Annotated in this window: 30 protein-coding genes; 18 read left to right on the top strand and 12 right to left on the bottom strand. The window is 63.0% G+C overall.

Going from position 1 to position 22,087, the window contains the following annotated elements; all coding sequences use genetic code 11:
* Window positions 1-11: 11 nt before the first annotated feature.
* The gene (locus AC1D0I_RS21985) at window positions 12-701 is read right to left on the bottom strand and encodes an invasion associated locus B family protein (protein ID WP_477397661.1); all 690 of its coding nucleotides are present in this window, start codon (window positions 699-701) and stop codon (window positions 12-14) included.
* A gap of 217 nt (window positions 702-918) precedes the next feature.
* Here AC1D0I_RS21985 and AC1D0I_RS21980 point away from each other — a divergent pair, with 217 nt between their 5' ends.
* Both AC1D0I_RS21980 and AC1D0I_RS21975 read left to right on the top strand, forming a co-directional pair.
* Window positions 919-1,227 carry a hypothetical protein gene (locus tag AC1D0I_RS21980; RefSeq protein ID WP_477397660.1) on the top strand — a complete coding sequence of 103 codons (309 nt, stop codon included), beginning with the start codon at window positions 919-921 and terminating at the stop codon, window positions 1,225-1,227.
* 127 nt (window positions 1,228-1,354) lie between these two features.
* Window positions 1,355-1,831, top strand: a complete 477-nt coding sequence (locus AC1D0I_RS21975; RefSeq protein WP_477397658.1) for an NUDIX hydrolase — start codon at window positions 1,355-1,357, stop codon at window positions 1,829-1,831.
* A gap of 10 nt (window positions 1,832-1,841) precedes the next feature.
* On the opposite strand, the gene AC1D0I_RS21970 is transcribed toward AC1D0I_RS21975, so the two are convergent.
* From AC1D0I_RS21970 to AC1D0I_RS21950, 5 genes are all read right to left on the bottom strand, one after another.
* Window positions 1,842-2,690, bottom strand: a complete 849-nt coding sequence (locus AC1D0I_RS21970) for a citryl-CoA lyase (protein WP_477227925.1) — start codon at window positions 2,688-2,690, stop codon at window positions 1,842-1,844.
* Window positions 2,687-3,871 carry a CaiB/BaiF CoA transferase family protein gene (locus AC1D0I_RS21965; RefSeq protein WP_477397656.1) on the bottom strand — a complete coding sequence of 395 codons (1,185 nt, stop codon included), beginning with the start codon at window positions 3,869-3,871 and terminating at the stop codon, window positions 2,687-2,689. Before AC1D0I_RS21965 ends, AC1D0I_RS21970 begins: the two co-directional genes overlap by 4 nt.
* Before the next feature lie 15 nt (window positions 3,872-3,886).
* The gene (locus AC1D0I_RS21960; RefSeq protein WP_477397654.1) at window positions 3,887-5,410 is read right to left on the bottom strand and encodes a tripartite tricarboxylate transporter permease; all 1,524 of its coding nucleotides are present in this window, start codon (window positions 5,408-5,410) and stop codon (window positions 3,887-3,889) included.
* A 4-nt stretch (window positions 5,411-5,414) separates the two neighbouring features.
* Window positions 5,415-5,951, bottom strand: coding sequence for a tripartite tricarboxylate transporter TctB family protein (locus tag AC1D0I_RS21955; protein WP_477397653.1), 537 nt, complete (start codon window positions 5,949-5,951; stop codon window positions 5,415-5,417).
* A gap of 135 nt (window positions 5,952-6,086) precedes the next feature.
* Entirely contained in the window at window positions 6,087-7,064 is a 978-nt protein-coding gene (locus AC1D0I_RS21950) for a Bug family tripartite tricarboxylate transporter substrate binding protein (protein ID WP_457150941.1), read from the bottom strand.
* 288 nt (window positions 7,065-7,352) lie between these two features.
* Here AC1D0I_RS21950 and AC1D0I_RS21945 point away from each other — a divergent pair, with 288 nt between their 5' ends.
* Window positions 7,353-8,123: an IclR family transcriptional regulator gene (locus AC1D0I_RS21945; protein ID WP_477397651.1), complete on the top strand. Its 771-nt coding sequence runs from the start codon at window positions 7,353-7,355 to the stop codon at window positions 8,121-8,123.
* A 155-nt stretch (window positions 8,124-8,278) separates the two neighbouring features.
* Here AC1D0I_RS21945 and AC1D0I_RS21940 read toward each other — a convergent pair whose 3' ends face one another.
* Window positions 8,279-8,818, bottom strand: a complete 540-nt coding sequence (locus AC1D0I_RS21940; RefSeq protein WP_477397649.1) for a GNAT family N-acetyltransferase — start codon at window positions 8,816-8,818, stop codon at window positions 8,279-8,281.
* Window positions 8,819-9,079: 261 nt separating this feature from the next.
* On the opposite strand from AC1D0I_RS21940, the gene AC1D0I_RS21935 reads away from it, so the two are divergent.
* A complete protein-coding gene (locus tag AC1D0I_RS21935) occupies window positions 9,080-9,535 on the top strand; it encodes a DUF2214 family protein (RefSeq protein WP_477397647.1) in 456 nt (151 codons plus the stop codon).
* Here the strand turns inward: AC1D0I_RS21935 and nth are convergent.
* The gene (gene nth / locus AC1D0I_RS21930) at window positions 9,529-10,335 is read right to left on the bottom strand and encodes an endonuclease III (RefSeq protein WP_477397645.1); all 807 of its coding nucleotides are present in this window, start codon (window positions 10,333-10,335) and stop codon (window positions 9,529-9,531) included. The genes AC1D0I_RS21935 and nth overlap by 7 nt on opposite strands.
* A 22-nt stretch (window positions 10,336-10,357) precedes the next feature.
* On the opposite strand from nth, the gene AC1D0I_RS21925 reads away from it, so the two are divergent.
* Window positions 10,358-10,852 (top strand): DUF2244 domain-containing protein, encoded by a 495-nt coding sequence (locus tag AC1D0I_RS21925; RefSeq protein WP_477397644.1) that lies wholly within the window; start codon window positions 10,358-10,360, stop codon window positions 10,850-10,852.
* Between the two features lie 83 nt (window positions 10,853-10,935).
* On the opposite strand, the gene AC1D0I_RS21920 is transcribed toward AC1D0I_RS21925, so the two are convergent.
* On the bottom strand, window positions 10,936-11,670 hold the full coding sequence (locus AC1D0I_RS21920; protein WP_477397642.1) for a class I SAM-dependent methyltransferase: 735 nt from the start codon (window positions 11,668-11,670) through the stop codon (window positions 10,936-10,938).
* 209 nt (window positions 11,671-11,879) lie between these two features.
* Here AC1D0I_RS21920 and AC1D0I_RS21915 point away from each other — a divergent pair, with 209 nt between their 5' ends.
* The 11 genes from AC1D0I_RS21915 (at window position 11,880) to AC1D0I_RS21865 (ending at window position 19,311) form a co-directional block, all read left to right on the top strand.
* The gene (locus AC1D0I_RS21915; protein WP_477397640.1) at window positions 11,880-12,755 is read left to right on the top strand and encodes a methylated-DNA--[protein]-cysteine S-methyltransferase; all 876 of its coding nucleotides are present in this window, start codon (window positions 11,880-11,882) and stop codon (window positions 12,753-12,755) included.
* A 219-nt stretch (window positions 12,756-12,974) separates the two neighbouring features.
* Complete coding sequence (locus tag AC1D0I_RS21910) at window positions 12,975-13,445, top strand: hypothetical protein (RefSeq protein WP_457151910.1); 471 nt, start codon at window positions 12,975-12,977, stop codon at window positions 13,443-13,445.
* A 20-nt stretch (window positions 13,446-13,465) separates the two neighbouring features.
* On the top strand, window positions 13,466-13,858 hold the full coding sequence (locus AC1D0I_RS21905; RefSeq protein ID WP_477397638.1) for a hypothetical protein: 393 nt from the start codon (window positions 13,466-13,468) through the stop codon (window positions 13,856-13,858).
* A complete protein-coding gene (locus AC1D0I_RS21900) occupies window positions 13,825-14,343 on the top strand; it encodes a hypothetical protein (protein WP_457151908.1) in 519 nt (172 codons plus the stop codon). Before AC1D0I_RS21905 ends, AC1D0I_RS21900 begins: the two co-directional genes overlap by 34 nt.
* Window positions 14,318-14,800 carry a hypothetical protein gene (locus tag AC1D0I_RS21895; RefSeq protein ID WP_477397637.1) on the top strand — a complete coding sequence of 161 codons (483 nt, stop codon included), beginning with the start codon at window positions 14,318-14,320 and terminating at the stop codon, window positions 14,798-14,800. Before AC1D0I_RS21900 ends, AC1D0I_RS21895 begins: the two co-directional genes overlap by 26 nt.
* A gap of 144 nt (window positions 14,801-14,944) precedes the next feature.
* Complete coding sequence (locus AC1D0I_RS21890) at window positions 14,945-15,850, top strand: ribokinase (protein WP_477397635.1); 906 nt, start codon at window positions 14,945-14,947, stop codon at window positions 15,848-15,850.
* Window position 15,851: 1 nt separating this feature from the next.
* Window positions 15,852-17,300 carry an amidase gene (locus AC1D0I_RS21885; RefSeq protein WP_477397633.1) on the top strand — a complete coding sequence of 483 codons (1,449 nt, stop codon included), beginning with the start codon at window positions 15,852-15,854 and terminating at the stop codon, window positions 17,298-17,300.
* A gap of 112 nt (window positions 17,301-17,412) precedes the next feature.
* The gene (locus AC1D0I_RS21880) at window positions 17,413-18,027 is read left to right on the top strand and encodes a LysE family translocator (RefSeq protein ID WP_095084705.1); all 615 of its coding nucleotides are present in this window, start codon (window positions 17,413-17,415) and stop codon (window positions 18,025-18,027) included.
* 120 nt (window positions 18,028-18,147) lie between these two features.
* Complete coding sequence (locus AC1D0I_RS21875) at window positions 18,148-18,465, top strand: hypothetical protein (protein WP_477397631.1); 318 nt, start codon at window positions 18,148-18,150, stop codon at window positions 18,463-18,465.
* 5 nt (window positions 18,466-18,470) lie between these two features.
* A complete protein-coding gene (locus AC1D0I_RS21870) occupies window positions 18,471-18,836 on the top strand; it encodes a hypothetical protein (RefSeq protein ID WP_477397629.1) in 366 nt (121 codons plus the stop codon).
* 94 nt (window positions 18,837-18,930) lie between these two features.
* Window positions 18,931-19,311 carry a hypothetical protein gene (locus tag AC1D0I_RS21865; protein WP_477397627.1) on the top strand — a complete coding sequence of 127 codons (381 nt, stop codon included), beginning with the start codon at window positions 18,931-18,933 and terminating at the stop codon, window positions 19,309-19,311.
* 55 nt (window positions 19,312-19,366) lie between these two features.
* Here AC1D0I_RS21865 and AC1D0I_RS21860 read toward each other — a convergent pair whose 3' ends face one another.
* On the bottom strand, window positions 19,367-20,308 hold the full coding sequence (locus AC1D0I_RS21860; protein ID WP_477397626.1) for a nucleoside hydrolase: 942 nt from the start codon (window positions 20,306-20,308) through the stop codon (window positions 19,367-19,369).
* A gap of 304 nt (window positions 20,309-20,612) precedes the next feature.
* Here AC1D0I_RS21860 and AC1D0I_RS21855 point away from each other — a divergent pair, with 304 nt between their 5' ends.
* Together AC1D0I_RS21855 and AC1D0I_RS21850 are read left to right on the top strand one after the other, a co-directional pair.
* Window positions 20,613-21,038, top strand: coding sequence for an Hsp20 family protein (locus AC1D0I_RS21855; RefSeq protein ID WP_095084706.1), 426 nt, complete (start codon window positions 20,613-20,615; stop codon window positions 21,036-21,038).
* A gap of 65 nt (window positions 21,039-21,103) precedes the next feature.
* Window positions 21,104-21,361 (top strand): BQ00720 family protein, encoded by a 258-nt coding sequence (locus AC1D0I_RS21850; RefSeq protein ID WP_095084707.1) that lies wholly within the window; start codon window positions 21,104-21,106, stop codon window positions 21,359-21,361.
* A 74-nt stretch (window positions 21,362-21,435) separates the two neighbouring features.
* Here AC1D0I_RS21850 and ptsN read toward each other — a convergent pair whose 3' ends face one another.
* Together ptsN and AC1D0I_RS21840 are read right to left on the bottom strand one after the other, a co-directional pair.
* Entirely contained in the window at window positions 21,436-21,900 is a 465-nt protein-coding gene (ptsN, locus tag AC1D0I_RS21845) for a PTS IIA-like nitrogen regulatory protein PtsN (protein WP_013529589.1), read from the bottom strand.
* Window positions 21,901-21,959: 59 nt separating this feature from the next.
* Window positions 21,960-22,087, bottom strand: a 128-nt coding sequence (locus tag AC1D0I_RS21840) for a sigma 54 modulation/S30EA ribosomal C-terminal domain-containing protein (RefSeq protein ID WP_477397750.1), incomplete at its 5' end; no start/stop codon positions are given.

Below are 22,087 nucleotides of genomic sequence, written 5' to 3'. Positions count from 1 at the left end.
TGACCCTGCGGTCAATTGGACAAAAGCTCCGCGGTTCGGGCAAGGGCGCCGGCAAAACCATTGAGCGGAATGGAAAAGGTCACCGCTTGTCCGGTGTCGGCCGCGAAGGCATCGATCTTGAGGGTGGTGCCTGACTTCAGCAGCGGCGTGAGGGTCGCATCGAACGCGACCGGCACCAGGCAGCCGACGACCTGGCAGGTGTTGAATGGCAGGCTGCCATCCAGTTTCTGGTCGTCGATGCTCAGGCTGACGCCCTTGGCCAGCGCCAGGCCGAACGGCAGGGCGAGTGTACCGGCGGCATCTTCGCCGGTCTTGCTCGACAGTTCGATCGCCAGCAGGCGCTGGTTGTTTTGCTTGTTGAATTGCTGATGCGACAGGCTGCAGGTCTTGGTCGCGCCTGAAATCTGGCAATTGACCGTCCAGTCGCCATGGGTCTCGGACAGCGCCGACGCGCCACCGGGCAGTTGCGGCGCATCGGCGGCCGGCGCCGCCGCGGTCTTGGTTTGCGCCGCCATGGCCGGCACACCGACGACGCAGGCTAGACCCAGCATTGCCACGAAATACGCGTACTTCCTCATCAGGACTCCTCCCGCCCGGCTTCGCCTGGGGCCAGCTGGATGCTGACCTTGAGAGACGCGCCGATCGCGTTCTTTTAAAACCGTTTCGCCGGAGGCGCCGTCATAGCTGACGGCCGGCGCCATTGACGCCACTCAGCTCACGACGGGCGCCGACCGATAGAGCGGCGAATCGACGACCTCCGTCAAGTGCAATGCGGGGTTGTCAGGCAGATTCTCCGCCGCCGCGAGGTGGCCTTCGCCGGTCGACAAACCGATATTGTTTCGATCAGCCCCAAGATATGGCACAGCCGCACAGACGCCCTATATTAAGGCTGTGACTTCTTCACGCGGGAATGAGCGGATGTCGGCGTTTCGACCATCGATGGTTTTCACATCGGCAATGCTGGCGACGGCTGTGCTGGCCGGCGCTTGCCTGCCGGCTTCCGCGCAAGCCCTCAATTCCGTCAACGGCAACAACGCGCTGATCCGGCAGAACGACCTGCAAATCCTGCAGAATCGGGTGCAGCGGCAGCTCTACCAGCAGCAACAGCAGCAGTATCGTGCCCAGGACCGCCAGATCGTCCAGCAGCCGCAACCGGTGGTGCCACAATACAAGCCAAGCTGTACGACGCAGATAATCGGCGCCACCGTCTTGAGCAATTGCCGCTGACAAGCCGGCGTTTTTCATTTATTAGCCGACTTATGTATTCGGAGTGTCTTTCGGCACACGCGAAAGTTTTGGTTTTGCAACGATGCCTTGTCGCGCTATGCGGCATTTACATCGACTGGATCCACGAATGGCAGCCACCAAGAAGAAGGCCGTACGCAAGGCAAAGAAGGGCGAGAGCATCCGTCAGGTGGCGGCGATTCCGTTTCGGCTGAACGCGCGTGGCGATGTCGAGGTGATGCTGGTCACATCGCGAACCACAAGACGCTTCATCGTCCCCAAGGGCTGGCCGATGAAGGGCAAGAGCGGACGCAAGGCGGCCACCATCGAAGCGCGAGAGGAAGCCGGCGTGCTCGGCAAGACGCTGAAGGAGCCGGCGGGCAGCTACTCCTATTGGAAACGGCTGGCCAACCGCTTCGTCCGCGTCGACGTCATCGTCTATCTGCTGGAGGTCACTGAGGAACTGGCCGACTGGCAGGAAGCCAAACGGCGGCAGCGGGCCTGGCTGCCGGCCGCAGATGCGGCCACGCTCATCGATGAGCCGGACCTTTCGAGCCTGGTGGCGAACTTGATGATTGCCAAGCCCGAGCCACTCGACCTCGCCTGAGGCTGGACTTTCACTCGGTCGTGTCGTCCGCTTCGGGAAAGGGGCGCACCGGCGCGCCGGTATAGGCCCACAACCATTCGCGCGGCAGCGGCCCTTTGTTTCGCTCGACTTGCTGTGACTGTTCCCAGGCATGCGCCAGGATGCCGACCGAGCGCGACAGCACGAAAAGCCCGCGCGTCAGCGGCGGCGGAAAGCCAAGTTCGCCGTAGATGACGGCGGTGGCGCCATCGATGTTGAGCGGTATCTTTTTCCCTTTGCGCCGGGCGACGTCCGCCTCGATCGCCTCGGCGATGTCGGCGAAGCGTCCATTGACGACACCACGCGCGGCAAACGCGCGGGTCAGTTCCAGCAGGCGCGGCGCGCGCGGGTCGACCGGATGGAAACGGTGGCCGAGCCCCGGCACATAACCCTTCTCCTTGGCGAAGAACCGGTCGAGCCGCGTCGAGACGGCTTCATTCAGCGTCATGCCACCGTCGAGCGCGACAGCGATGTCACCGTAGAAGGTCAACGCCTGTTCGCCGGCACCGCCATGCACGTCGCCGAGCACGTTGATGGCCGAGGCCATGGCGCTGTTGATGCCGACGCCGCAGGTTGCAGCCATGCGCGCAATCGCGATCGACGGCGCTTGCGGCCCATGGTCGACGGCGGCGCCCAGCGCAATGCCGAGCAGCGCCGCCTGGTCCTCACTGGGCAACTCGCCACGCAACATCAGCCAGATCATCGCCGGGAAGCTGACGCGGCCGATCAGATCCTGGATTTCATAGCCGCGCAGCCGGATGACACCGGGCCGCATCTCGATGATATCGGTCTGCCACCATTCCTCGCCGCGCTCACGGCCGGTCTTCTTCTCGGTGCTCATGCCCGTGCCTTTGTCTTGGCGCGCGGCGGCAGATCGGCGAAAACCTCGTCCATATGCTCGCCCAGCGCCGGTGGCGGCTTCGTCGGCAGGGGTGCCGCGCCATCGACCATGAAGCCGCCGCGCAGAACCGTCAGCGGCCTGTCCATACCCGGCACGCCCTCGAAATTCGCGGTCACCTGGCGTTCGAGCACTTGCGGCTCGGCCAGCACTTGCGGGATCGTCAGCACCCTGCCCGCGGGCACGCCGGCGCGATTGAGCGTCTCTTCCCAGACTGCCGCCGCGGCGCCCGCCAGGGCGTCCTCGATCTCGACTTTGAGCGCCGCACGGTTGCGCTTGCGGGTCTCGCGCTCGGCAAAGCGCGGATCCACCGCCAGCTCCGCCCGCCCGATCAGCCGGCACAGCGCCACGAACTGCTCCTGCTTGTTGGCGGCGATGTTGAGCAGTCCGTCGCCGGTGCGGAAGGCACCGGAGGGTGCAGCGGTCATGTTCTCATTGCCCATAGGCTGCGGATCGACCGCTGCCGTCAGGTAGTTGGAGACCGGCCAGCCGAGCGCCGAGAGCGTGCATTCGAGCATCGAGACGTCGAGAAAGGCGCCCTCGCCGCTTGTCTTCTGTCGGACCAGCGCCGAGGCGATGGCGAACGCGCCGACCAGCCCCCCAAGCGTGTCGGCGACCGGATAGCCGACCCGCAGCGGCGCCGTTTCCGGCGTGCCGGTGATGCTCATGATCCCCGACAGGCCCTGGATGATCTGGTCATAGGCGGGATTGTCACGCATCGGTCCGGTCTGGCCAAAACCGGATATCGCGCAATAGACAAGGCCGGGGCGGACCGCCTTGAGCGCCTCGTAGCCAAGGCCGAGCCTATCCATCACGCCGGGGCGGAAGTTCTCCACCAGCGCATCGGCGCTCGCGACCAGATCGAGGAAGCGTTCGCGATCGGCCGGCTTCTTGAGGTCGAGCACCACCGATCGTTTGCCGGCGTTCTGCGCCAGGAACGAGGCGCCCATGCCGGCGCTGTTGAGCGTTGGCGATCCGCCGAGATGGCGTGCCAGGTCGCCGCCTTGCGGGACCTCGACCTTGATCACGTCGGCCCCGAGCAGCGCCAGCTGATAGGCACAATAGGGGCCGGCCAGGACGTTGGTCAGGTCGAGGACGCGGATACCGGAAAGCAATTCGGTCATGACAGCTCAAATCGATCAGGCATCGCCCGGCACATGCTCCGGTCCGCGCCGCCGGCGGTGCTCGACATAGGCCCAGATATGGGGCCCGACCAGGCCGATGAAGGCGAGCGTCAGCAGCGTCAGTGACAGCGGATGCTTGTAGAACACCGACCAGTCGCCATTCGAGATGGTCATCGCCCGGCGGAACTGGGTTTCGGCGAGTGGCCCCAGGATCATGCCGATGATGACCGGCGCGGTCGGGAAATCGAAGCGCCGCATCAGGAACCCGGCCGCCCCCAGCAAATAGAGGATGACGAGGTCGATAGGCGATTGCGAGATGCCATAGGTGCCGACCGTGGCGAACAGCAGGATGCCGGCGTAGAGCTGCGGCGCTGGGATCTTCAACAGCCGCACCCACAGCCCGATCAGCGGCAGGTTGAGGATGACGAGGATGACGTTGGCGATGAACAGGCTGGCGATCAGTCCCCAGACGAGGTCGCCCTGCGTCGTCAAAAGCAGCGGCCCCGGATTGATGCCATAGCTCTGGAACGCCGACAGCATGATCGCCGCCGTCGCCGAGGTCGGCAGGCCGAGCGTCAGCATCGGCACCAGCACGCCGGCAGCGGACGCATTGTTGGCGGCTTCAGGGCCGGCAACGCCTTCGATGGCGCCAACCGTACCGAATTCCTCCTTGTGGTTCGACAGCTTCTTTTCGATTGCGTAGGACAGGAAGGTCGGGATTTCGGCGCCGCCTGCCGGCATGGCGCCGATCGGAAAGCCGATCGCCGCACCGCGCAGCCAGGGTTTCCAGGAACGCGCCCATTCGGCTGATGTCATGTAGAGCGAGCCCCTCAGCGGCACGATCTCGTCCTTGCCGGCATAGCGGCGCGAAGCCATGTAGAGTGTCTCGCCGACGGCGAACAGGCCGACGGCGCAGATGATGACGTCGACGCCGTCAAGCAGTTCGGTCATGCCGAAGGTAAAGCGCGGCTGGCCGGTCTGCAGGTCGACGCCGATCATGCCGATGACGAAACCGGCGAACAGGCTGGTGAGGCCGCGCACGGACGAGGAGCCGAGCACCGCCGAAACCGTGATGAAGGCCAATACCATCAGCGAGAAATATTCGGCCGGGCCGAAGGCGAGCGCGAATTTGACCACCACCGGCGCCAGGAAGGCGACGCCCAAGGTGCCGAGGGTGCCCGCGACGAAGGAACCGATCGCCGAGGTGGCAAGTGCCGCCCCACCGCGGCCGGACCGCGCCATCTTGTTGCCTTCCAGCGCGGTGACGATGGTGGCGCTTTCGCCAGGCGTGTTGAGCAGGATCGACGTTGTCGAGCCGCCATACATGGCGCCGTAATAGATGCCGGCGAACAGGATAAAAGAGGCCTCCGGCGCCACCTGGTAGGTGATCGGCAAAAGCAGGGCGATGGTCAGCGCCGGCCCGAGACCGGGCAGCACGCCGATGGCGGTGCCGAGCGTGGTGCCGAGCAGGCACCACAGAAGATTGACAGGGGTGAAGGCGACCGAGAAGCCGTGTGCGAGATGGCCGAGCGTTTCCATGGCGTCAGGCTCCAAACGTGCCGATGATCGCATCGATCACCGTGTTCAGCTGGTTCTCGATGAAGCCGGCGCCGATGTTGACACCGAGCGCCCTGGCGAAGCCGAAATAGGCGGCCAGCGCCAGGATCAAGCCGAGCCCTACGTCACGCAGTGTGCGCTTGCTGCCGAAGCCGTAGCAGACCAGAACGAACATGATGACGGATGCCGCCGTGAAGCCCAGCGGCTGGATCAGCAGCAGATTGGCGACGAGGCCGATGACGACGAAACCCATCGCCTTCCAGTCGGTCGGCGTTTCCTTTTCCTCCTCCGGTTGCCAGCCGCCGCGAAGCGCCGCGAGGATGAGCAACAGGGAAAGCACCACCAGACCGACCATGGTGAGGTAGGGAAAGACGGTCGGGCCGACCTTGGAGTAGAGCGGCGACACCGGAATCGCCAGCGTTTGCCAGGCTACAGCGCCGGCGCAGGCCAGAAGCCCGACGCCGATCAACAATTCCGGCACGGCAAGGCGCGACGGCGCCGCCTGCTGGTCACTGCTGCTCATGAGTGTCCTCCCCAAGAAAACGGGCCCAGGATGGCTGGCCAAGATGCCCGGCACCGCACGTCCGGTGCTCTCCGCAGTGCCGGCTTTGCATTCCATGCGAGAAGGGGCGGCGCGCGCCGCCCCTTTTTGGGAAGATCAGGCGAGCCCGAGGTCTTTCAGGATGGCCTCGATGCGGGCCGTATCCTCGGCCACGAATTTCGCATAATCGTCGCCGGTGAGCAGGATCTGCGTCCAGTTGCGGTTCTTGCACTCGGTCGCCCAGGCATCGCTCTTGGCCATGCTCTCGACCAGCGTGATCATCGCCGCCTTGTCGGCATCGGAAACGCCGGGAGGTGCGAAGACCCCACGCCAGTTGAACAGCTCGACATCGATGCCGGCTTCCTTCAGCGTCGGCGCGTCGATGCCGTCCTGGCGCTTGTCGGCCGAGATGGCAAGCAGCCGCAGCGCGCCCGCCTTGACCTGCTCGGAGAACTCGCCGAAGCCGGAGATGCCGGCCGCCACCTGATTGCCGAGCAGCGCCGACAGTGCCTCGCCGCCACCGGCGAACGGCACGTAGGACAGGTTTGTCGCAGGCACGCCAACGGTCTTGGCGATCAGCCCAAACAGGATGTGGTCCGAACCACCGGCCGAGCCGCCAGCGACAGGAACCTTTGTCGGATCGGCCTTGAGTGCGGCGACGAAATCAGCTGCCGTCTTGAACGGCGACTCCGCCGGCACCACCAAGGCCTCGAACTCGCCGGTAAGGCGCGCGATCGGCGTGACTTGCGTCAGATTGTTGGCAGCCTTGTTGGCGATGATTGCACCGACCATGACCATGCCGGCAACCATCAGCGAATTGCCTTTGCCGTTCCATTGGTTGATGAACTGCGGCAGCCCGACCGTGCCGCCGGCGCCGCCGACATTGGTGATCTGCGAACCGGAGATCAGCTTTTCGCTGCGCAGCACCTGATCCATCGTGCGCCCTGTCTGATCCCAGCCGCCGCCAGGTGCCGCCGGCACGAAAATCTGGATCTGCGGCGCGCCTTCGGCGAAAGCGGGAGAGAGATGTAGTCCTGCAAAGCCGGCAGCGCCTGCCGCCGCCGTGCTCATCAAAAATCTGCGTCTGTTCAGCATGGGATTCCTCCAGATCACGACACCTCCTCCGGTGCCTGCCAAAACGCGCCTGAATCCAGACCCGTAATCGAGTTCAAGCAGATGTTACCGAGTTCTGTCAACGGGAACGATATTCTACTAGACAGAACGCATTGGCAGCGCGACACAGTGGCTCCGCTAAGCAGGTTCCGCAGAAGTGTCCCGCGGTTTTGCGACAAGAACCTGCTGCAAACAAAGAAACCTAAGCAGACGACGCGTTGGCGAAGCCAGCGGTGTCTGCTTAGGACCTTCTCCGAATTGGGAACTGCAATGGACTCATCAAGCAGATCGGCTGATCCAGACATCCGGCACGCGGCTACCGAAGGGGTTGCCGCGCTTGATCGGGCGATCGCCATCCTCGACGCCTTCACCACGGCCGACCGGTCGCTTAGCCTGGCCGAAATCGCGGCCCGTACCGGCCTCTACAAGAGCACCATCCTGCGGCTTGCGCATTCCTTGTTGCGTGGGCAGTTGCTCGAGCGCCTGGACGATGGCCGCTACCGCGTAGGACCTGCCACTTTCCGGCTCGGCGCGCTCTATCAGCGTTCGGTGGTGGCGATCGACGTCCTGTTGCCGATCATGCGCGACCTATCTGAGCAAAGCTGGGAGAGCGTTGCCTTCTATGTTCGCTCGGGCGACGTCCGCACCTGTCTCTACCGCGTCGAATCCAAGCACCCGATCCGCTACACGATACGCGAAGGCGACGTGCTGCCTCTGCTGGTTGGGTCGGGCGGCCGGGTGCTTGCGGCGTTTTCCGGCCAGCAGGGCGAACCCTACGAGACCATCCGCAAGACCTGCAACTGTCTCGCCGTCGGCGACCGCGACCCAGAGACGGCGGGCGTGTCGGCGCCGGTGTTCGGTCCGGGCCGGGCCCTGCTCGGCGCCTTGACGCTGGCCGGCCCCAGCTCGCGCGTCGACGCCGCGTTCCTTCAGCGCATGAAACGCCCGCTGCTCGAGGCAGCGGCGCGCGCCACCCGCGCCTTCGGCGAGGACGCCTCGATGCTCGAGCAGGCGAGCCTCGCCGCGGACGCCGTGTCGTAGTGGGGTCGAAGGCGCCGCAGCCGGAGCTGCGTCAGTTCAATTTGACCAGAACCACACGGCGGTTCTTGGCACGGCCCGCCTCGTCGCCATTGCTGGCGACAGGCGCACTGCGATCTATGCTTGGCCGCGCGGGGATCTCCAGTCGATGACGCCGCTCAGGGCAGTCGCTCCAGCAGAATGGTCGGGGCGTCGTGGTAGGTGGTCCGCACTACTTCCCGGTAGCCGCATTTCAGAGCAACGTTCAGCGACGCGGCGTTTTCCGGATCGATGATGCAGACGGTCTTAGCGGGCCCGAAAATCTCTTCGCCCCATGCCAGGACGCGGCCAACCACCTCGGTAGCGAAGCCTGCGCCATGAATGGCCGGAGCGAGCGCCCAGCCGGCCTCGGGAATGCCTTCGATCGACGGCTGCATATCGCGCTTCAGGTCGTGGAACCCGGCCTCGCCGATGAAACGGCCCGTCGCCTTTTCCTCGATCGCCCAGAAGCCGTAGCCGAGCAGCGACCACAGGCCGGCGTGACGCAGGAAGCGCATCCAGCTTTCTTCGCGCGTGCGCGGCTTGCCGCCGATGAAACGGGTGACCACGGGATCGGTCCACATCACGGCATAGGCGTCGAAATCTCCCAGCCGGTGTGCCCGCAGGATGGTTCGCTGCGTCTCGATCACAGGGGCGATGGTCGCTCGCGGATTGTTCATGGGATTGCCTCGCTTATCCACCGGCGCGTAGCAAATTGCCCGGGCCAGGCAAGGGCCAAGGCAGGGCATGTCATCTTCCAGGCGAGAAAATCGCGCTAAGCCGCGCCACAAATACGACGGGCACCCATGTGGGCAACATGGTCTCAAGCTCCGCTATGGGAATTCGGCGCGACGATGCTATTTTCGCGACACGCTGATTCAGCATCTGCAAGCGCAATCCTTTCAGGCACGGGCTTGTGCCGTCAAACCCAGGGAAAAAGCATGGACACCACCGATCTCGTGCTTGCCATCGTCCACCATCTGCTGGTGTTTTCGCTAGCAGGGATCATCGGTGCCGAATTCGTGCTGATCCGCGGCGACCTGGCCGCCGCCACGCTCAAGCGGCTCGCCGGCATCGACCGTCATTATGGGATCATCGCCGCGCTGATCATCATCGTTGGCATCGGCCGCGTCTTCTATGGCCTCAAGGGTTGGGAATTCTACGTCTACAACTGGGTGTTCTGGGCCAAGATGGCGGCGTTTGGCATCGTCGGCCTGCTGTCGATCATCCCGACCGTCCGCATCATWTCCTGGAAAAGGCAGGCAGGCGCCAACCCCTCGTTCCTGGTGCCGGCAGTAGAGCTTGCATCCGTCAAAACCTATGTCCGCGCCGAGGCGTTCATCTTCCTGCTGATCCCGGTCTTCGCCGCGGCGATGGCACGCGGCTACGGCTACTGATCGCCGGCGGCAACCGTTTCTAGCGGAGCTATCGGCACCAGCGGTGCCGGCACATCGGTCGTCTTCTCCTGCGCCTTGCAGATGTCGGCAATGACGCAGGCCGGGCAATCAGGCTTGCGCGCCTTGCAGACATAGCGGCCATGCAGGATCAGCCAGTGATGCGCGTGGCGCATGTATTCGTCCGGGATGATCTTCAACAGTCCCTGCTCGACCTGTTCCGGCGTCTTGCCGGGCGCCAGCCCGAGCCGGTTGCCGATGCGGAAGATGTGGGTGTCGACCGCCATCGTATGCTGGCCGAAGGCCATGTTGAGCACGACATTGGCGGTCTTGCGCCCGACCCCCGGCAGCTTGACCAGTTGATCCCGGTCGTCAGGCACATCACCGCCATGGTCGCGGATCAGCGCCTGCGACAGCGCCATCACGTTCTTGGCCTTGTTGCGCCACAGCCCGATGGTTCTGATATGGTCGCCAACCTTGGCTTCACCCAGCGCCAGCATCTTTTGCGGTGTATCGGCGGCCTTGAACAGCGCCCGCGTCGCCTTGTTGACGCCGGCATCGGTCGCCTGCGCCGACAGCACCACCGCCACCAGCAATGTGAAGGCGTTGACATGTTCGAGCTCGCCCTTCGGCTCAGGCCGCTGGACGGCAAAACGCCGGAAGATCTCGTGCACTTCGGCCGCGCTGTAGCGCGACGAACGCCGCACCGGCCGCGGACGCGGCTTGGCGTTCGACCCGTCGCGCCGGCCGGGCAACAGCTCATTTTTGGGCATGGATGATTCTTTGGACTTGGGGCTCGCCATTTCCTTCCTATAATATCCCGCCATGAGCGACACAAACGCCTCATTTCAGGCCGACGAGCCATTCTTTCAGGCGCTGCTGACCCCGCACCGGTCCCTGGGCAAAACCGGCTTTGCCTTGCTGATGGGCGCGCTGCTGTTCGGCTGGCTGGTGACAGGCGCCTTTTTCCTGTCGCGTGGCGCCTGGCCGGTGTTCGGCTTCCTCGGCCTCGACGTAGTCGCCGTCTACATCGCTTTCCGCGCCAACTATCGTGCCGCGCGTGCCCGCGAGGAGGTGTCGGTCTCGCGCACTAGCCTCGACATCCGCAAGACCGCGCCATCCGGAAAATCGGAAGCGCATCGCTTCAACCCGTTCTGGGCGCGGTTTTCGGTCGCCCGTCACGCCGAGATCGGCATCACCAGGATGACAGTGGAAGCACAGGGACAGAACGTGCCGATCGGCGGTTTCCTCAATCCCGACGATCGCGAGACCTTCGCCACTGCCTTTTCGCGGGCGCTGGCGACCGCCAAGACGCGCTGAGTCTAGAACCGGTAGCGCAACAGCCTGCCGACCTTGCGCAGGGCTGGAATGTGTCTCCAAAGGCGGACGAACAGCTTCGCGAATCAGCCCATGCGGGCGGCGTGTTCAGGCTTGTAGGCCGAGATGTCATCGACGAACCGTAGCTTTGGGATGGCCAGTTCCAGGTCGTGCGGATCGTCGATCGCCCAATACACCTGGGCACCCGTCGCCTTGATGGCCGGATTGAGGCGAAGCAGCTTCAGGCCAAAACGGCTGTAGGCGTCGAACATCAGTTCGCCACTGGCAAGATGCGAGACGAGCCGCGCAAACAGGCGTGGTCCCTCGTTGGCTGGGAGATAGGGCGTCAGGCCTTCCGCCACCACGATGGCCGGGCGATTGCGCGGCACCGAGGCCAGCCAATCCGGTTCGGTCACCGACGAGGCGATCAGGTGGCAATGGGCCCGGGACGGGTACAGCTTGCGTCTGAGCTCGATGACTTCAGGGTAGTCGACATCAAACCAGTCCACGCCCTGTGGCGGATCGACACGAAATATGCGCGTATCGAGCCCGCATCCCAGATGCAACACGATGGAGTCGGGATTTCTCGCGAGAAAGTCCTGAACATGGACATCCAGCGTCTTTGCCCTGATCGCCAGGCCGACGCCAAGATTGGTGTCGACCTTGAGCCTGGAGAAATCGTAGTCGATCTTGCGCACCGCCTCGTCGGCGAAATGATCCCCGAGCAGCGTATCCGGCAACCTGCTCTCCAGAGCCTTGCCGTAGAGCGTCAACAGCAACGTCCCCTTTTCCCCGGTCAGATGTATCTTCTCGCCAGCCATGTGCGATTCCTAATCAGAGCATGATCCCGAAAAAGTGGAATTCGGGAAAGATCATGCTCATACAAACAGACAGAGCCCCATCCCGACCTCATCGGGATGGAACAGCTCTCGAAAACCCGAGTCTATCTGGGTACGCGCCGCAAGAAGGCAAGTTTCGGGTGGCGATCGACGCCCCAAGGGGCGATATTCCTGCCCAAGGAGACAGTTCCATGAGCACACAGACGGCCGTTCTCAAAAAGGACATCACGCCCGAAGGCAGCGACTACGAAATCGTGCGCCGCGCCATCGAGAAGATCAGCCTCGACTATCGCGACCAGCCATCGCTGGAAGAACTGGCCGAGGAGGTCGGCGAGACGCCGACCGGCCTGCAGAAACTCTTCACCCGCTGGGCCGGCCTGTCGCCAAAAGCCTTCCTGCAGGCGGTGACACTGGACCATGCCCGCAAGCTGCTGGATTCAGGCATGCCGCTGCTCGAAACGTCATTCGAGCTGGGTATGTCCGGCCCCGGCCGGCTGCACGACCTCTTCGTCACCCATGAAGCGATGTCGCCGGGCGACTACAAGACGCGCGGCGCAGGCCTCACCATCCGCTACGGCTACCACCCCTCGCCGTTCGGCACTGCCCTGATCATGGCTACCGACCGCGGACTTGCCGGCCTCGCCTTCAGTGATCCGGGTGAGGAACGCGCCGCCTTCGCCGACATGTCCAGCCGCTGGCCGAACGCCATCTATGTCGAGGACATGGCCGCGACGGGGCCCTATGCGGCGCGCATCTTCGACCCGACGCTGTGGCGCCCCGACCAGCCGCTGCATGTCGTCATGATCGGCACCGACTTCCAGGTTCGCGTCTGGGAGGCGCTGCTCAACATACCGATGGGCAAGGCCCGCACCTATTCCTCGATCGCCGCCAGCATCGGCGCGCCGAGCGCCAGCCGTGCCGTGGGGGCTGCCAACGGCGCCAATCCGCTCTCTTTCGTGGTTCCCTGCCACCGCGCCATCGGCAAGTCCGGCGACCTCACCGGCTATCACTGGGGTCTGACCCGCAAACGTGCCATTTTAGGCTGGGAAGCAGGGCAAGTGTCGTGAATGTCGATTTTCCAAGCGCCTCTTGCAGAATCTATAAATGCCAGAATTATCAAGTATAACTGCGATTATTGCATCAGATTTTCTTGATTGCAACTAAAGGCAACCTCTGGTTTAGCAATTGTTATTTTCAGTAATTATTTGAATTAACTCTAAATTAACTACGATAAAGTGATGATGACCCATATTAACTCGGACTATCCGGCTTAATGGGAGGTCTCGATGACATCGTTTCGCGCCGTCTTCGGCGCAGCCCTGCTGGTCGCCTGTATTGAACAGTCCGCATTGGCCACGACGCAAAATGTCATTTTCAATGGCACGATCACCGCAACCTGCACGCTTGTGGTCGCCACCAACGGCACGATGACGGTGAGCCCCGATCTTCAGTCGCTAAGCTCGCACAACAGCGGCGGCTTGGCCGGAACGGTCACGCTGACCACCACCGGAGGCGTATCGCTCAGCGTAGACCCGGTCACCATCACCACTGTGCCCGCTGCCGACACCACGTCGACCACCTGGACACCGACCTACTCCGCCGCCGGTACGCACTCCATCGCCGAGACCGGCTCGGCCACCAGCCTCGGCACACCCGGCGCTGACCTCGTCTCGGTCAACCTCGCCGGCACCAAGGGCGGCAGCAACCGCTTCGCCTCCGGAAACTACCAGGCAACGGTGACGGTGCGCTGCGAATAAGCTCTCGGAAGGAGGGGCCTTTGACACATGCTCGAACCTTGGCGACGGCGCTGGCCGTCGGCCTGTTGCCCATTGCCGCCGCTGCCCAGTCGATGTCGCCGATGCGGGGCGAGGTCAACAGCTTCACCGACGTCTTCGCGGTCCGCGTATTCCCGGCCAATCCCTACGACCAGAAGATCAGGGTCGAAATCCATGTCTACGATCAGGATTTTCAGCCGGTGGCCGCCAGGATCTCTCCGAGTGCCTTCCAACTGGCTTCCCAGGCTTCGCGTCCTGTCCTTGTGGTCGTGCCCTTCAGCGGCGCCGCCGAGCGTAAAGTGCGTATCTGTACCGAAAGCATCCCTTTTCCCAATCAACAGACGCAGATAAAGGCACAGATATGCGGCAAGTTTTTTGGGCACCGCAAATCCTGACAGTCGCACTTGCAGCGATGTCTGCGGGGATTTCGCCGGTTCTGGCCGAGGATGTCTACAATCTCAACCAGAATGAGAGCGGCTTCAACCTGCCCGGCGTAACCTTGCCTCAGGGGCAGGACGAGGTCCACGCTTCCGACGGCACCACCTGCCGTTCGGCGGTATCGGGTACCGGCGCCTATGTCGACCTCGGCGTCATCAGAGGCAACAACCGGTCGAACAATGACCTCGCCACCTACGGCCGCGTGGTGATCCCGATCGGGCGCTCGCCCAAGCGCGTCGATTGCAGCCGTCTTTACGAGCTTGAGGTCGAGCGCCTGCAACTGGAGCTGAAACTCCTCAAAATGGGCCTCGGCGCCGACGGCCCGACGGCGAGCGTGGCCACCAGCGCTCCCGCTCCCGCGGTCGCATCACCCGGATGGGCCAACGAGGGCTGGAGCATCAGGACCGGAAATGGCGATGGCAAGAAAAAGAAGAAGAAATAGCCGCGCGCTGCTTGCGACCGCGGCACTTGCCGGCCTCTGCCTTCCGGCGCGAGCGGCGATCATCGGCACCTGCACCATCATGGTCGGGGCGTCGGGAACGATGACCGCAAATCCTGCCATCAGCATCCTGGGCTCCAAACAGGCAGGCGGGTCGAGTGCGACCGCCACCATCACCGCCAGTTCGCTGCTTTGCACCTTGCTCAACCTGCTCGACTGTTATTCCGTTTCCGCGCCGGCGCCCGCCTCGTTCTCGTCAGCGCCAAGCGGCGGCGGTACCAACGTCAACTTCAGCACCGTCTACCGCCTCGACGGCACCGGCGTCGACACCTCCGGAAGCGTGCCGCAGCGTGTCGTCAACGGCACCCACCCCATGCAGGTCGACCTCACCGCCACCAAGTCGAGCGGTATCTTTCCCGCCGGCAACTACCAGGGCACGGTCACCTTGCGTTGTGAATAGGCACAAATCGAGCTGGACCATTCGCGTGGTCTGGCAAGCCGCGGCCTTACAGGCTAGCTTCCCGCACGATAGGAACGACCTGCGTTCGCCCGGACGCACAAAAGACGCTCCAATATTTGAGTTCGTGCTGGCAGGAGGCCTTGCTTGATTATCGTTATCGGCTCGATCAACCTCGACCTGATCGCCAATGTCGACCGCTTGCCGAGCCCTGGCGAAACAGTAGCCGGCTCGACCTTTGCCACCGCGCCCGGCGGCAAAGGCGCCAACCAGGCGCTGGCGGCAGCACGCGCCGGCGCCCCGGTGCGCATGGTCGGCGCCGTCGGCAAGGACAGCTTCGCCGCCGAGGCGCTGGCATTGCTGCGCGACGGCAAGGTCGATCTGTCCGGCGTCGCCGAGACTTTTGCGTCGACGGGCACAGCCCTGATCATGGTCGGCGACGACGGCGAGAACATCATCGCCGTGGTGCCGGGCGCCAACGCGTCCGTATTGCCCGGCGACCTCTCCAAAGCCTTCTTCAAAAAGGGCGATATCGTACTCCTGCAACATGAGATCCCGCTGGCGACCGTCGGTGCCGCGCTCGACCAGGCAAGGGCGGCTGGCGCCATCACCGTGCTCAACACCGCGCCTTTCCAAGGCGAAGCAGCGGCCTTTCTTGCCAAGGCCGATTATGCAGTCGCCAACGAAACCGAATTCGACCTCTATGGCGAGGCGCTGTCTCTCAACGGCCGCGACCGGGCGGCGCGCATGCGAGACTATGCCGGGAAGACCGGCCGCACCATCGTCGTCACGCTCGGCGGCGACGGCGTGATGGCGGCGACGCCAAGCGATTTCCTGACCGTTCCGGCAATGAAGATCACCCCTGTCGACACGGTCGGCGCCGGCGACACGTTCTGCGGTTATTTCGCCGCCGGCCTGTCATCCGGCCTGACGCTCGAACAGGCGCTGGCGCGCGCCGGCGCGGCGGGCTCGCTGGCCTGCCTGAAGCCAGGCGCCCAGCCGGCGATTCCGCTGGCCAAGGATGTCGACCAGGCATTGCAGGAAACGCGTTGAGATGCTGCGCCCTCAGACGAAACATGCCGTGGCGCCGGCCAGCGACATCTGTCGCCTGTCCGCGGTCGCACTTGCCGACGCGATCCGCCAACGAAAACTTTCCGTCCGCGAGGTGGTGACGGCATTCCTCGACCGGATCGAGGCGGTCAACCCGCTGGTCAACGCCATCGTCTCCTTGCGCGACCGTGGCGACATCCTGCGCGAGGCCGACGCTACCGATGCCCGACGGGCAGATGCCGAAACCGGCTCGTTGTTCGGCCTGCCGATCGCCATCAAGGACCTCGCCTCGACCACAGGCCTCAGGACCTCGCTCGGCTCGCCGATCTTCGCCGATTTCTTGCCGCAGGAGGATGATTTCTTCGTCGAGCGTATCCGCAACGCCGGCGCCATCATCATCGGCAAGACCAACGTTCCGGAATTCGGGCTTGGCTCCAACACCTACAACAATGTGTTCGGGCCGACGCTGAACGCCTTCGATCCGGCGCTGACCGCCGGCGGCTCGAGTGGTGGCGCGGCGGTGGCGCTGGCGCTGGACATGCTGCCTGTCGCCGATGGCAGCGACTTTGGCGGCTCGCTGCGCAACCCGGCCGCCTGGAACAATGTTTTTGGCTTCCGCCCGTCGCAAGGGCTAGTTCCCGGCGGACCCGACGTCGAGGTCTTTCATGCGCAGATGGGTGTGGATGGGCCGATGGGCCGCAACGTCCGCGACATGGCCCTGCTGCTCGACGTGCAGGCGGGTTATCATCCGCAAGCGCCATTGTCCTATGAGAAACCTGGCTCGTTCCTCGATGGGCTTGCGACAGGGACGACTGGCGGCCGCATCGGCTGGTTCGGCGACCTCGGCGGTCATCTGCCGGTCGAAGCCGGGATTCTCGATCTCTGCGAGACCTCGCTTGGCCGGTTGGCGCAGGTCTCGTTCCCCTGGCAACCTCTGCAGCCGGATTTCGATTTCGAAGCGCTGTGGCAGGCTTTTGTCACACTGCGCCAGGCCAGCAGCGGCTGTGCGCTCAAAACCCACTATGACGATCCCTCGAAGCTTGGCCTGCTCAAGCCGGAAGCCGTCTGGGAGGTCGAGAACGCGATGCGGCTGACGGCGCCGCAGATCCGCGCGGCCTCGGTCATCCGCACATCCTGGCATCGCACGCTGCTGTCGATCTTCGACCGCTTTGATCTGATCGCGCTGCCRACCGCGCAGGTCTTCCCCTTCGAAGTCGGCACGCCGTGGCCACGCGAGGTCGCCGGACGGGCGATGGACAGCTACCACCGCTGGATGCAGGTTTCCGCATTCGCCACCCTGGGCGGCTGCCCGGCGGTCAACGTGCCGGTCGGCTTCGACGACAAGGGCCGGCCAATGGGCATGCAGTTGATCGGCCGGCCACGCGGCGATCTTGCAGTGCTCAAGGCGGCAGCCGCCTATGAGGCAACGCTGCCGTGGCAGACCGGCGCCTGAACCGGTGCATGGCGTATCGCAGAGCTTGGCGTGCCGGCTTGCGCCGGCTGCGCTGCTATGCATTGATTGCCGTCAGTCCGCGCCGCCCTGGCGGCATCCTTGAGGAAAAATCATGTCGCTGGAACTCTACGCCGCCTATGTCCTCGCTTGCATCGTCATCATCCTGGTGCCCGGCCCAACGGTCACGCTGATCATCGCCAACAGCATCCGCCATGGCTCCCGCGCCGGGCTCGCCAATGTCGCCGGCACGCAGGCCGGGCTTGCCGTGATGATCGCCATCGTCGGCATCGGCCTCAACACGCTGATCTCGGGCATGGGTCATTGGTTCGAATGGGTACGGCTGATCGGCGCCGCCTATCTGATCTGGATGGGCGTGCAGATGTTCCGTTCCAAGGGCACGCTGAACGCCGACGGAACGGCAAGGAAACCGCGCGGCGGCTTCTTCCTGCAGGGCCTGCTGGTAGCGCTCAGCAACCCCAAGACGCTGGTGTTCTTCGGCGCCTTCTTTCCGCAGTTCATCGCGCCTCAGGGCAATTACTCGCTGCAGATCGTGGTCATGGGCCTCACTGCCATGATCTTCGCCGCCATCTCGGATTCGACCTATGCACTGGCCGCCGGCCGCGCCGGGCGCCTGCTGTCGGCCAGCCGCATCAAGCTCATGTCCAGGATCAGCGGCAGCTTCCTGGTCGGCGGCGGCCTGTGGCTGGCGTTTTCACGGTCGAAGTAGTTCGCAAGCCGTGAAAGCACCGACACTGGCGACATGCGTTCGTCAGGGCATCAAACAGATGCATTGAAATTGGGATTTCTGGTCTCCACATGAATTGACGAACAAAGGGGGCCAGAGTTCGTGCCGCGGACTTCGTCGGAAACACGACTTGATACGCCGGGTGCAATCATCATAGGCGTCTTCTTTGCAACTTTGGTAGCCCTGTTCTTCCTCAGGCTTGCAAATGAAGTGAGTCCGATCCGATCTGTTGACGTGTTCGAGGCAACGATCAAAAGCGTCTATTGGGGCAAAGGCCACGGCACCACATACGCGCTGTCCCTCAACGACAACTCGTTGGTGCTCGTCGACGACGAGGAACCGCACCGCATCGGCTCAAACGCAAGGCTTGAGCGCGCTATCCACGACAACGGTTCCGTCTCTTACCGTTTTGCTGATTGAGCCATATGGCAAAAGCGCAGTTCGCCCTCGCCTTCATACTCCTGCGGGAGAATCTCAAGGGTATCGCTATTACTGGCCTGATCGTTGGCGCCTGTATTCTTGTGATCGGCATCCCGATTGCAAGGCAGAGCAGCCCGATAGTCACTCTGGAGCGCTTGACAGGTACAGTCGTCACCGTGCTCGACGCTTCTCCAGCACCTGATACCGGGCTGACGGGCGGGTTCCGCTACCTCTACGGAATCCGTCTCGACGAAAATAGCCCGTTGGTGTTCGTCTACGACGCAGTGCCGCGAGCCGCCGGATCTGGCGTTTCGATCGAACGGCAGCATCGTGAAAACGGCATCGATACCTTCCGGTTGCTTCGCGAGTGAACGGCCCTGGTCGGCATTTCTCAGGAACGAATTGGTCAACATATTTTGGAGCGGCTCTATTGAAGTGGACTCTTGTTCCACTCAAATGTAGAGAATGGGCCAAAAACGGCTTTCTCTTAGAAATCGACTAATTCTGTTTCAAGAAGAATATCGCGACGCAGTGATCGGCGTCGCTTTCTTTTGCGCAATTGCGTTTGCAGAGATCATCCCAATTGCGATGAGCCAAAACAACCCGGTTGTCGGCACGCAGATTGTGAGAGGCGTCGTCGAAAACGTGGCGCTGATGCCTCTCAATCCAAAAAGCGCTGTCGGCCGAGGGCTGTACTATAGATACGGAATCCGTCTCAACGGCAGCAATGCCTTGGTATTTATCGATGGTGAGGTGGAGGCACCGCACATTGTCGGATCGGATGTTCCGATCGAACGACACCATCACAAATACGGTGCCGACACCTTTCGTCTGCTTCGCGCGTGAGTGACCCACGCATGCCGCCCACTAATTGCAGCAGGGCGGCATGCGATCAGGAGGGCTAAAGCCGCCCCAGCCTCTCGACCAGCAGCGCGAAGAAGCTATCATGGTCGATGTCGCGCATCACCATGGCGTTCTTCGGCCGCTTGGTGACGCCCCACCAGTCGATGACGGTCATCCCCATGGTCAGTTCCGAGGTGGTTTCAACGCTGACATTGCAGGTGCGGCCTTTGAACAGCTCCGGTTTCAACAGATAGGCGATGACGCAGGGGTCGTGCAGCGGCCCGCCGTCGGTGCCGTATTTCTCCTCGTCGAAGCGCTCGAAGAATTCCAGCATGTCGGCGGTCGCCGTGCCGACCTTGGTGCCAAGTTCGCGGAAGGCCTGCGTGCGCTTGGCGGTGGTCAGCGCCTTGTGGGTGACGTCGAGCGGCATCATCACGATCGGAATGCCGGATTTGAGCACGACGTCGGCGGCTTGYGGATCGACATAGATGTTGAACTCGGCGGACGGTGTGACATTGCCGCCTTCGAAGAAGCCGCCGCCCATCAGGACAATTTCCTTGATGTGCTGTGCAATCCGCGGTTCGCGGATCAGCGCCAGCGCAATGTTGGTGAGCGGGCCGAGCGCGCAAAGCGTGATGGTGCCGCTCTCTTCCTTCATCAGCGTCTCGACGATGAAATCGACGGCATACTGGTCCTGCAGCTTCATCGTCGGTTCGGGCAATTGCGGCCCGTTGAGACCGGTCTTGCCATGCACTTCCTCGGCGGTGACCAGTTCGCGCATCAACGGCCGGATGGCGCCGGCATAGACCTTGATGTCCGGCCGGCCGGCCAACTCGCAGACCTTGCGGGCATTCTTTTCAGTAAGCTTCAGCGGCACGTTGCCGGCAACGGCTGTGATGCCGACGATCTCCAGCTCGGAGCTGCCGAGTGCCAGCAATATGGCGACGGCGTCATCCTGGCCGGGATCCGTGTCGATGATGATCTTGCGTAATTGAGGCATTTCAATTCCTTGTTTGGCGAAGCCATGGACTTGGGATGAATCCGGGATGACGCCGAAGCGGCTGCGGGCTGCCAAGTCGAACCGCTCGACCGGGGAAGACAATCCCGACCTGCGCGCTTCTCCTTGCATCTGCTGGCCGTTTCAAGCGCCATGTCGATCATTCCTGTGAGTCCACGACCTGGTCTTTTTGGGCGGGTCTTTTGATGGCTTGAACTTGGTCGCGGGGCGGACCATATCAAGACCACCGGGAAAAATGCCATCTGGGTTTTTCCACTTTATGTCGCTCTACAGAGGACAGTGTAACATGAGCCGAATGACGCCCTTTTCCAGCCCGCTTCTCCTTGGTTTCGACGCCATGGAAAAGACCCTGGAACGCCTGGCGAAGTCCGGCGACAGCTACCCTCCCTACAACATCGAACGCCTCAGCGGCGCCGACGGCAAGACCGAAAGGTTGCGCATCACATTGGCGGTCGCCGGTTTCGCCGAAAGCGATCTCGATGTCACCACGGAGGAAAACCAGCTGGTCGTGCGCGGCCGTCAGTCCGACGATACCGAGCGCGAGTTTCTTCATCGCGGCATCGCCGCGCGCCAGTTCCAGCGCTGTTTCGTGCTGGCCGACGGCATGCGGGTGATCGCGGCGGAACTGAAGAACGGCCTTTTGTCGATCGATCTTGATCGGCCGGAGTCCGAACGGCTGGTACGGAAAATAAACATATCGGTGAAAGACTGATCTTTACCGATGGCTCTCATGCGGGATGGCCTTGAACGGCGTCCTCGCGCCAAGGAGGCTTTGAAATGACCAGAACTGATGAAAATCTCACCATGACCAGCGGCGAATTCGCCCATCTCGGCGAGGGCTCGGTCGCCTATCTGCGCAAGGTCTCGAGCGACGAATTGCTCGGCCGTTTCCCGAACCTCGGTGAAATCGCGCCCGGCATGGAACTGTGGGCGCTGTTTGCCGCCAATGGCCAGCCGATCCTGCTTTCGGATGCGCGTGACCGCGCGCTGGCCGGCGCCATGGAAAACGACCTCACCACGGTCGCCATTCACTAAGTCAGGCGCGCCGGGCTTAAAATGGACAGGGCCGCCCGTGGCGGCCCTTGGCTGGATGTTCCAATCAGAAAATGTCAGGCCGCGTGCGAGGCCTGGGTATCCGACAAAAGCGCGTGGATTGCCGCGGCGTCACGCGTCCCCCTGATCTTGGCCACCGTGTCGGCGTCGCGCAGCACCCGCGCGATGCGCGACAAGGCCTTGAGATGGTCGGCGCCGGCCCCTTCCGGCGCCAGCAGCAGAAACACAAGATCRACCGGCTGATCGTCCAGCGATTCGAAATCGACCGGCGTCTCCAGCCGGGCGAAAACCCCGGCGATGCGCTTCACGCCGGCCAGCTTGCCATGCGGAATGGCGATGCCGTTGCCGACGCCCGTCGAGCCAAGCCGTTCACGCTGCAGGATGGTGTCGAACACTTCCCGCTCCGGAATGCCCGAAATCGCGGCTGCCCGTTCGGAAAGCAATTGCAACAGCTGCTTTTTGGAGTTCGCCTTCAACGCCGGCAGTATCGCCGGAACGTTGATAAGATCGCTCAGATCCATGCTTGAAAATCCCTTGTTCGCCTGCCGTCACCAGTCCTCACCCCTCGTGCGGCCGGCTCTTATCCTTGTGCGACCTTGGTCGTGGACGGGTCGATCCAGCCGATGTTTCCATCGGGCCGGCGATAGACGATGTTGAGATGGTCGTTTCCGGCGTTGCGGAAGACGAAGACCGGGCTGTCCTTGGTGT

Source organism: Mesorhizobium sp. P2_D1 (assembly GCF_056404455.1).
Note: the sequence above shows the minus strand (reverse complement) of the source record. Positions and strands in the feature narration are given on the sequence as shown.

Bases quoted from the DNA above. Each gene is read 5' to 3' on its own strand.
- AC1D0I_RS21985 (WP_477397661.1), bottom strand. From the start codon at position 701: ATGGCGCCGGCCGTCAGCTATGACGGCGCCTCCGGCGAAACGGTTTTA.
- AC1D0I_RS21980 (WP_477397660.1), top strand. From the start codon at position 919: ATGTCGGCGTTTCGACCATCGATGGTTTTCACATCGGCAATGCTGGCG.
- AC1D0I_RS21975 (WP_477397658.1), top strand. From the start codon at position 1,355: ATGGCAGCCACCAAGAAGAAGGCCGTACGCAAGGCAAAGAAGGGCGAG.
- AC1D0I_RS21970 (WP_477227925.1), bottom strand. From the start codon at position 2,690: ATGAGCACCGAGAAGAAGACCGGCCGTGAGCGCGGCGAGGAATGGTGG.
- AC1D0I_RS21965 (WP_477397656.1), bottom strand. From the start codon at position 3,871: ATGACCGAATTGCTTTCCGGTATCCGCGTCCTCGACCTGACCAACGTC.
- AC1D0I_RS21960 (WP_477397654.1), bottom strand. From the start codon at position 5,410: ATGGAAACGCTCGGCCATCTCGCACACGGCTTCTCGGTCGCCTTCACC.
- AC1D0I_RS21955 (WP_477397653.1), bottom strand. From the start codon at position 5,951: ATGAGCAGCAGTGACCAGCAGGCGGCGCCGTCGCGCCTTGCCGTGCCG.
- AC1D0I_RS21950 (WP_457150941.1), bottom strand. From the start codon at position 7,064: ATGCTGAACAGACGCAGATTTTTGATGAGCACGGCGGCGGCAGGCGCT.
- AC1D0I_RS21945 (WP_477397651.1), top strand. From the start codon at position 7,353: ATGGACTCATCAAGCAGATCGGCTGATCCAGACATCCGGCACGCGGCT.
- AC1D0I_RS21940 (WP_477397649.1), bottom strand. From the start codon at position 8,818: ATGAACAATCCGCGAGCGACCATCGCCCCTGTGATCGAGACGCAGCGA.
- nth (WP_477397645.1), bottom strand. From the start codon at position 10,335: ATGGCGAGCCCCAAGTCCAAAGAATCATCCATGCCCAAAAATGAGCTG.
- AC1D0I_RS21925 (WP_477397644.1), top strand. From the start codon at position 10,358: ATGAGCGACACAAACGCCTCATTTCAGGCCGACGAGCCATTCTTTCAG.
- AC1D0I_RS21920 (WP_477397642.1), bottom strand. From the start codon at position 11,670: ATGGCTGGCGAGAAGATACATCTGACCGGGGAAAAGGGGACGTTGCTG.
- AC1D0I_RS21915 (WP_477397640.1), top strand. From the start codon at position 11,880: ATGAGCACACAGACGGCCGTTCTCAAAAAGGACATCACGCCCGAAGGC.
- AC1D0I_RS21910 (WP_457151910.1), top strand. From the start codon at position 12,975: ATGACATCGTTTCGCGCCGTCTTCGGCGCAGCCCTGCTGGTCGCCTGT.
- AC1D0I_RS21900 (WP_457151908.1), top strand. From the start codon at position 13,825: ATGCGGCAAGTTTTTTGGGCACCGCAAATCCTGACAGTCGCACTTGCA.
- AC1D0I_RS21895 (WP_477397637.1), top strand. From the start codon at position 14,318: ATGGCAAGAAAAAGAAGAAGAAATAGCCGCGCGCTGCTTGCGACCGCG.
- AC1D0I_RS21880 (WP_095084705.1), top strand. From the start codon at position 17,413: ATGTCGCTGGAACTCTACGCCGCCTATGTCCTCGCTTGCATCGTCATC.
- AC1D0I_RS21870 (WP_477397629.1), top strand. From the start codon at position 18,471: ATGGCAAAAGCGCAGTTCGCCCTCGCCTTCATACTCCTGCGGGAGAAT.
- AC1D0I_RS21865 (WP_477397627.1), top strand. From the start codon at position 18,931: ATGGGCCAAAAACGGCTTTCTCTTAGAAATCGACTAATTCTGTTTCAA.
- AC1D0I_RS21855 (WP_095084706.1), top strand. From the start codon at position 20,613: ATGAGCCGAATGACGCCCTTTTCCAGCCCGCTTCTCCTTGGTTTCGAC.
- AC1D0I_RS21850 (WP_095084707.1), top strand. From the start codon at position 21,104: ATGACCAGAACTGATGAAAATCTCACCATGACCAGCGGCGAATTCGCC.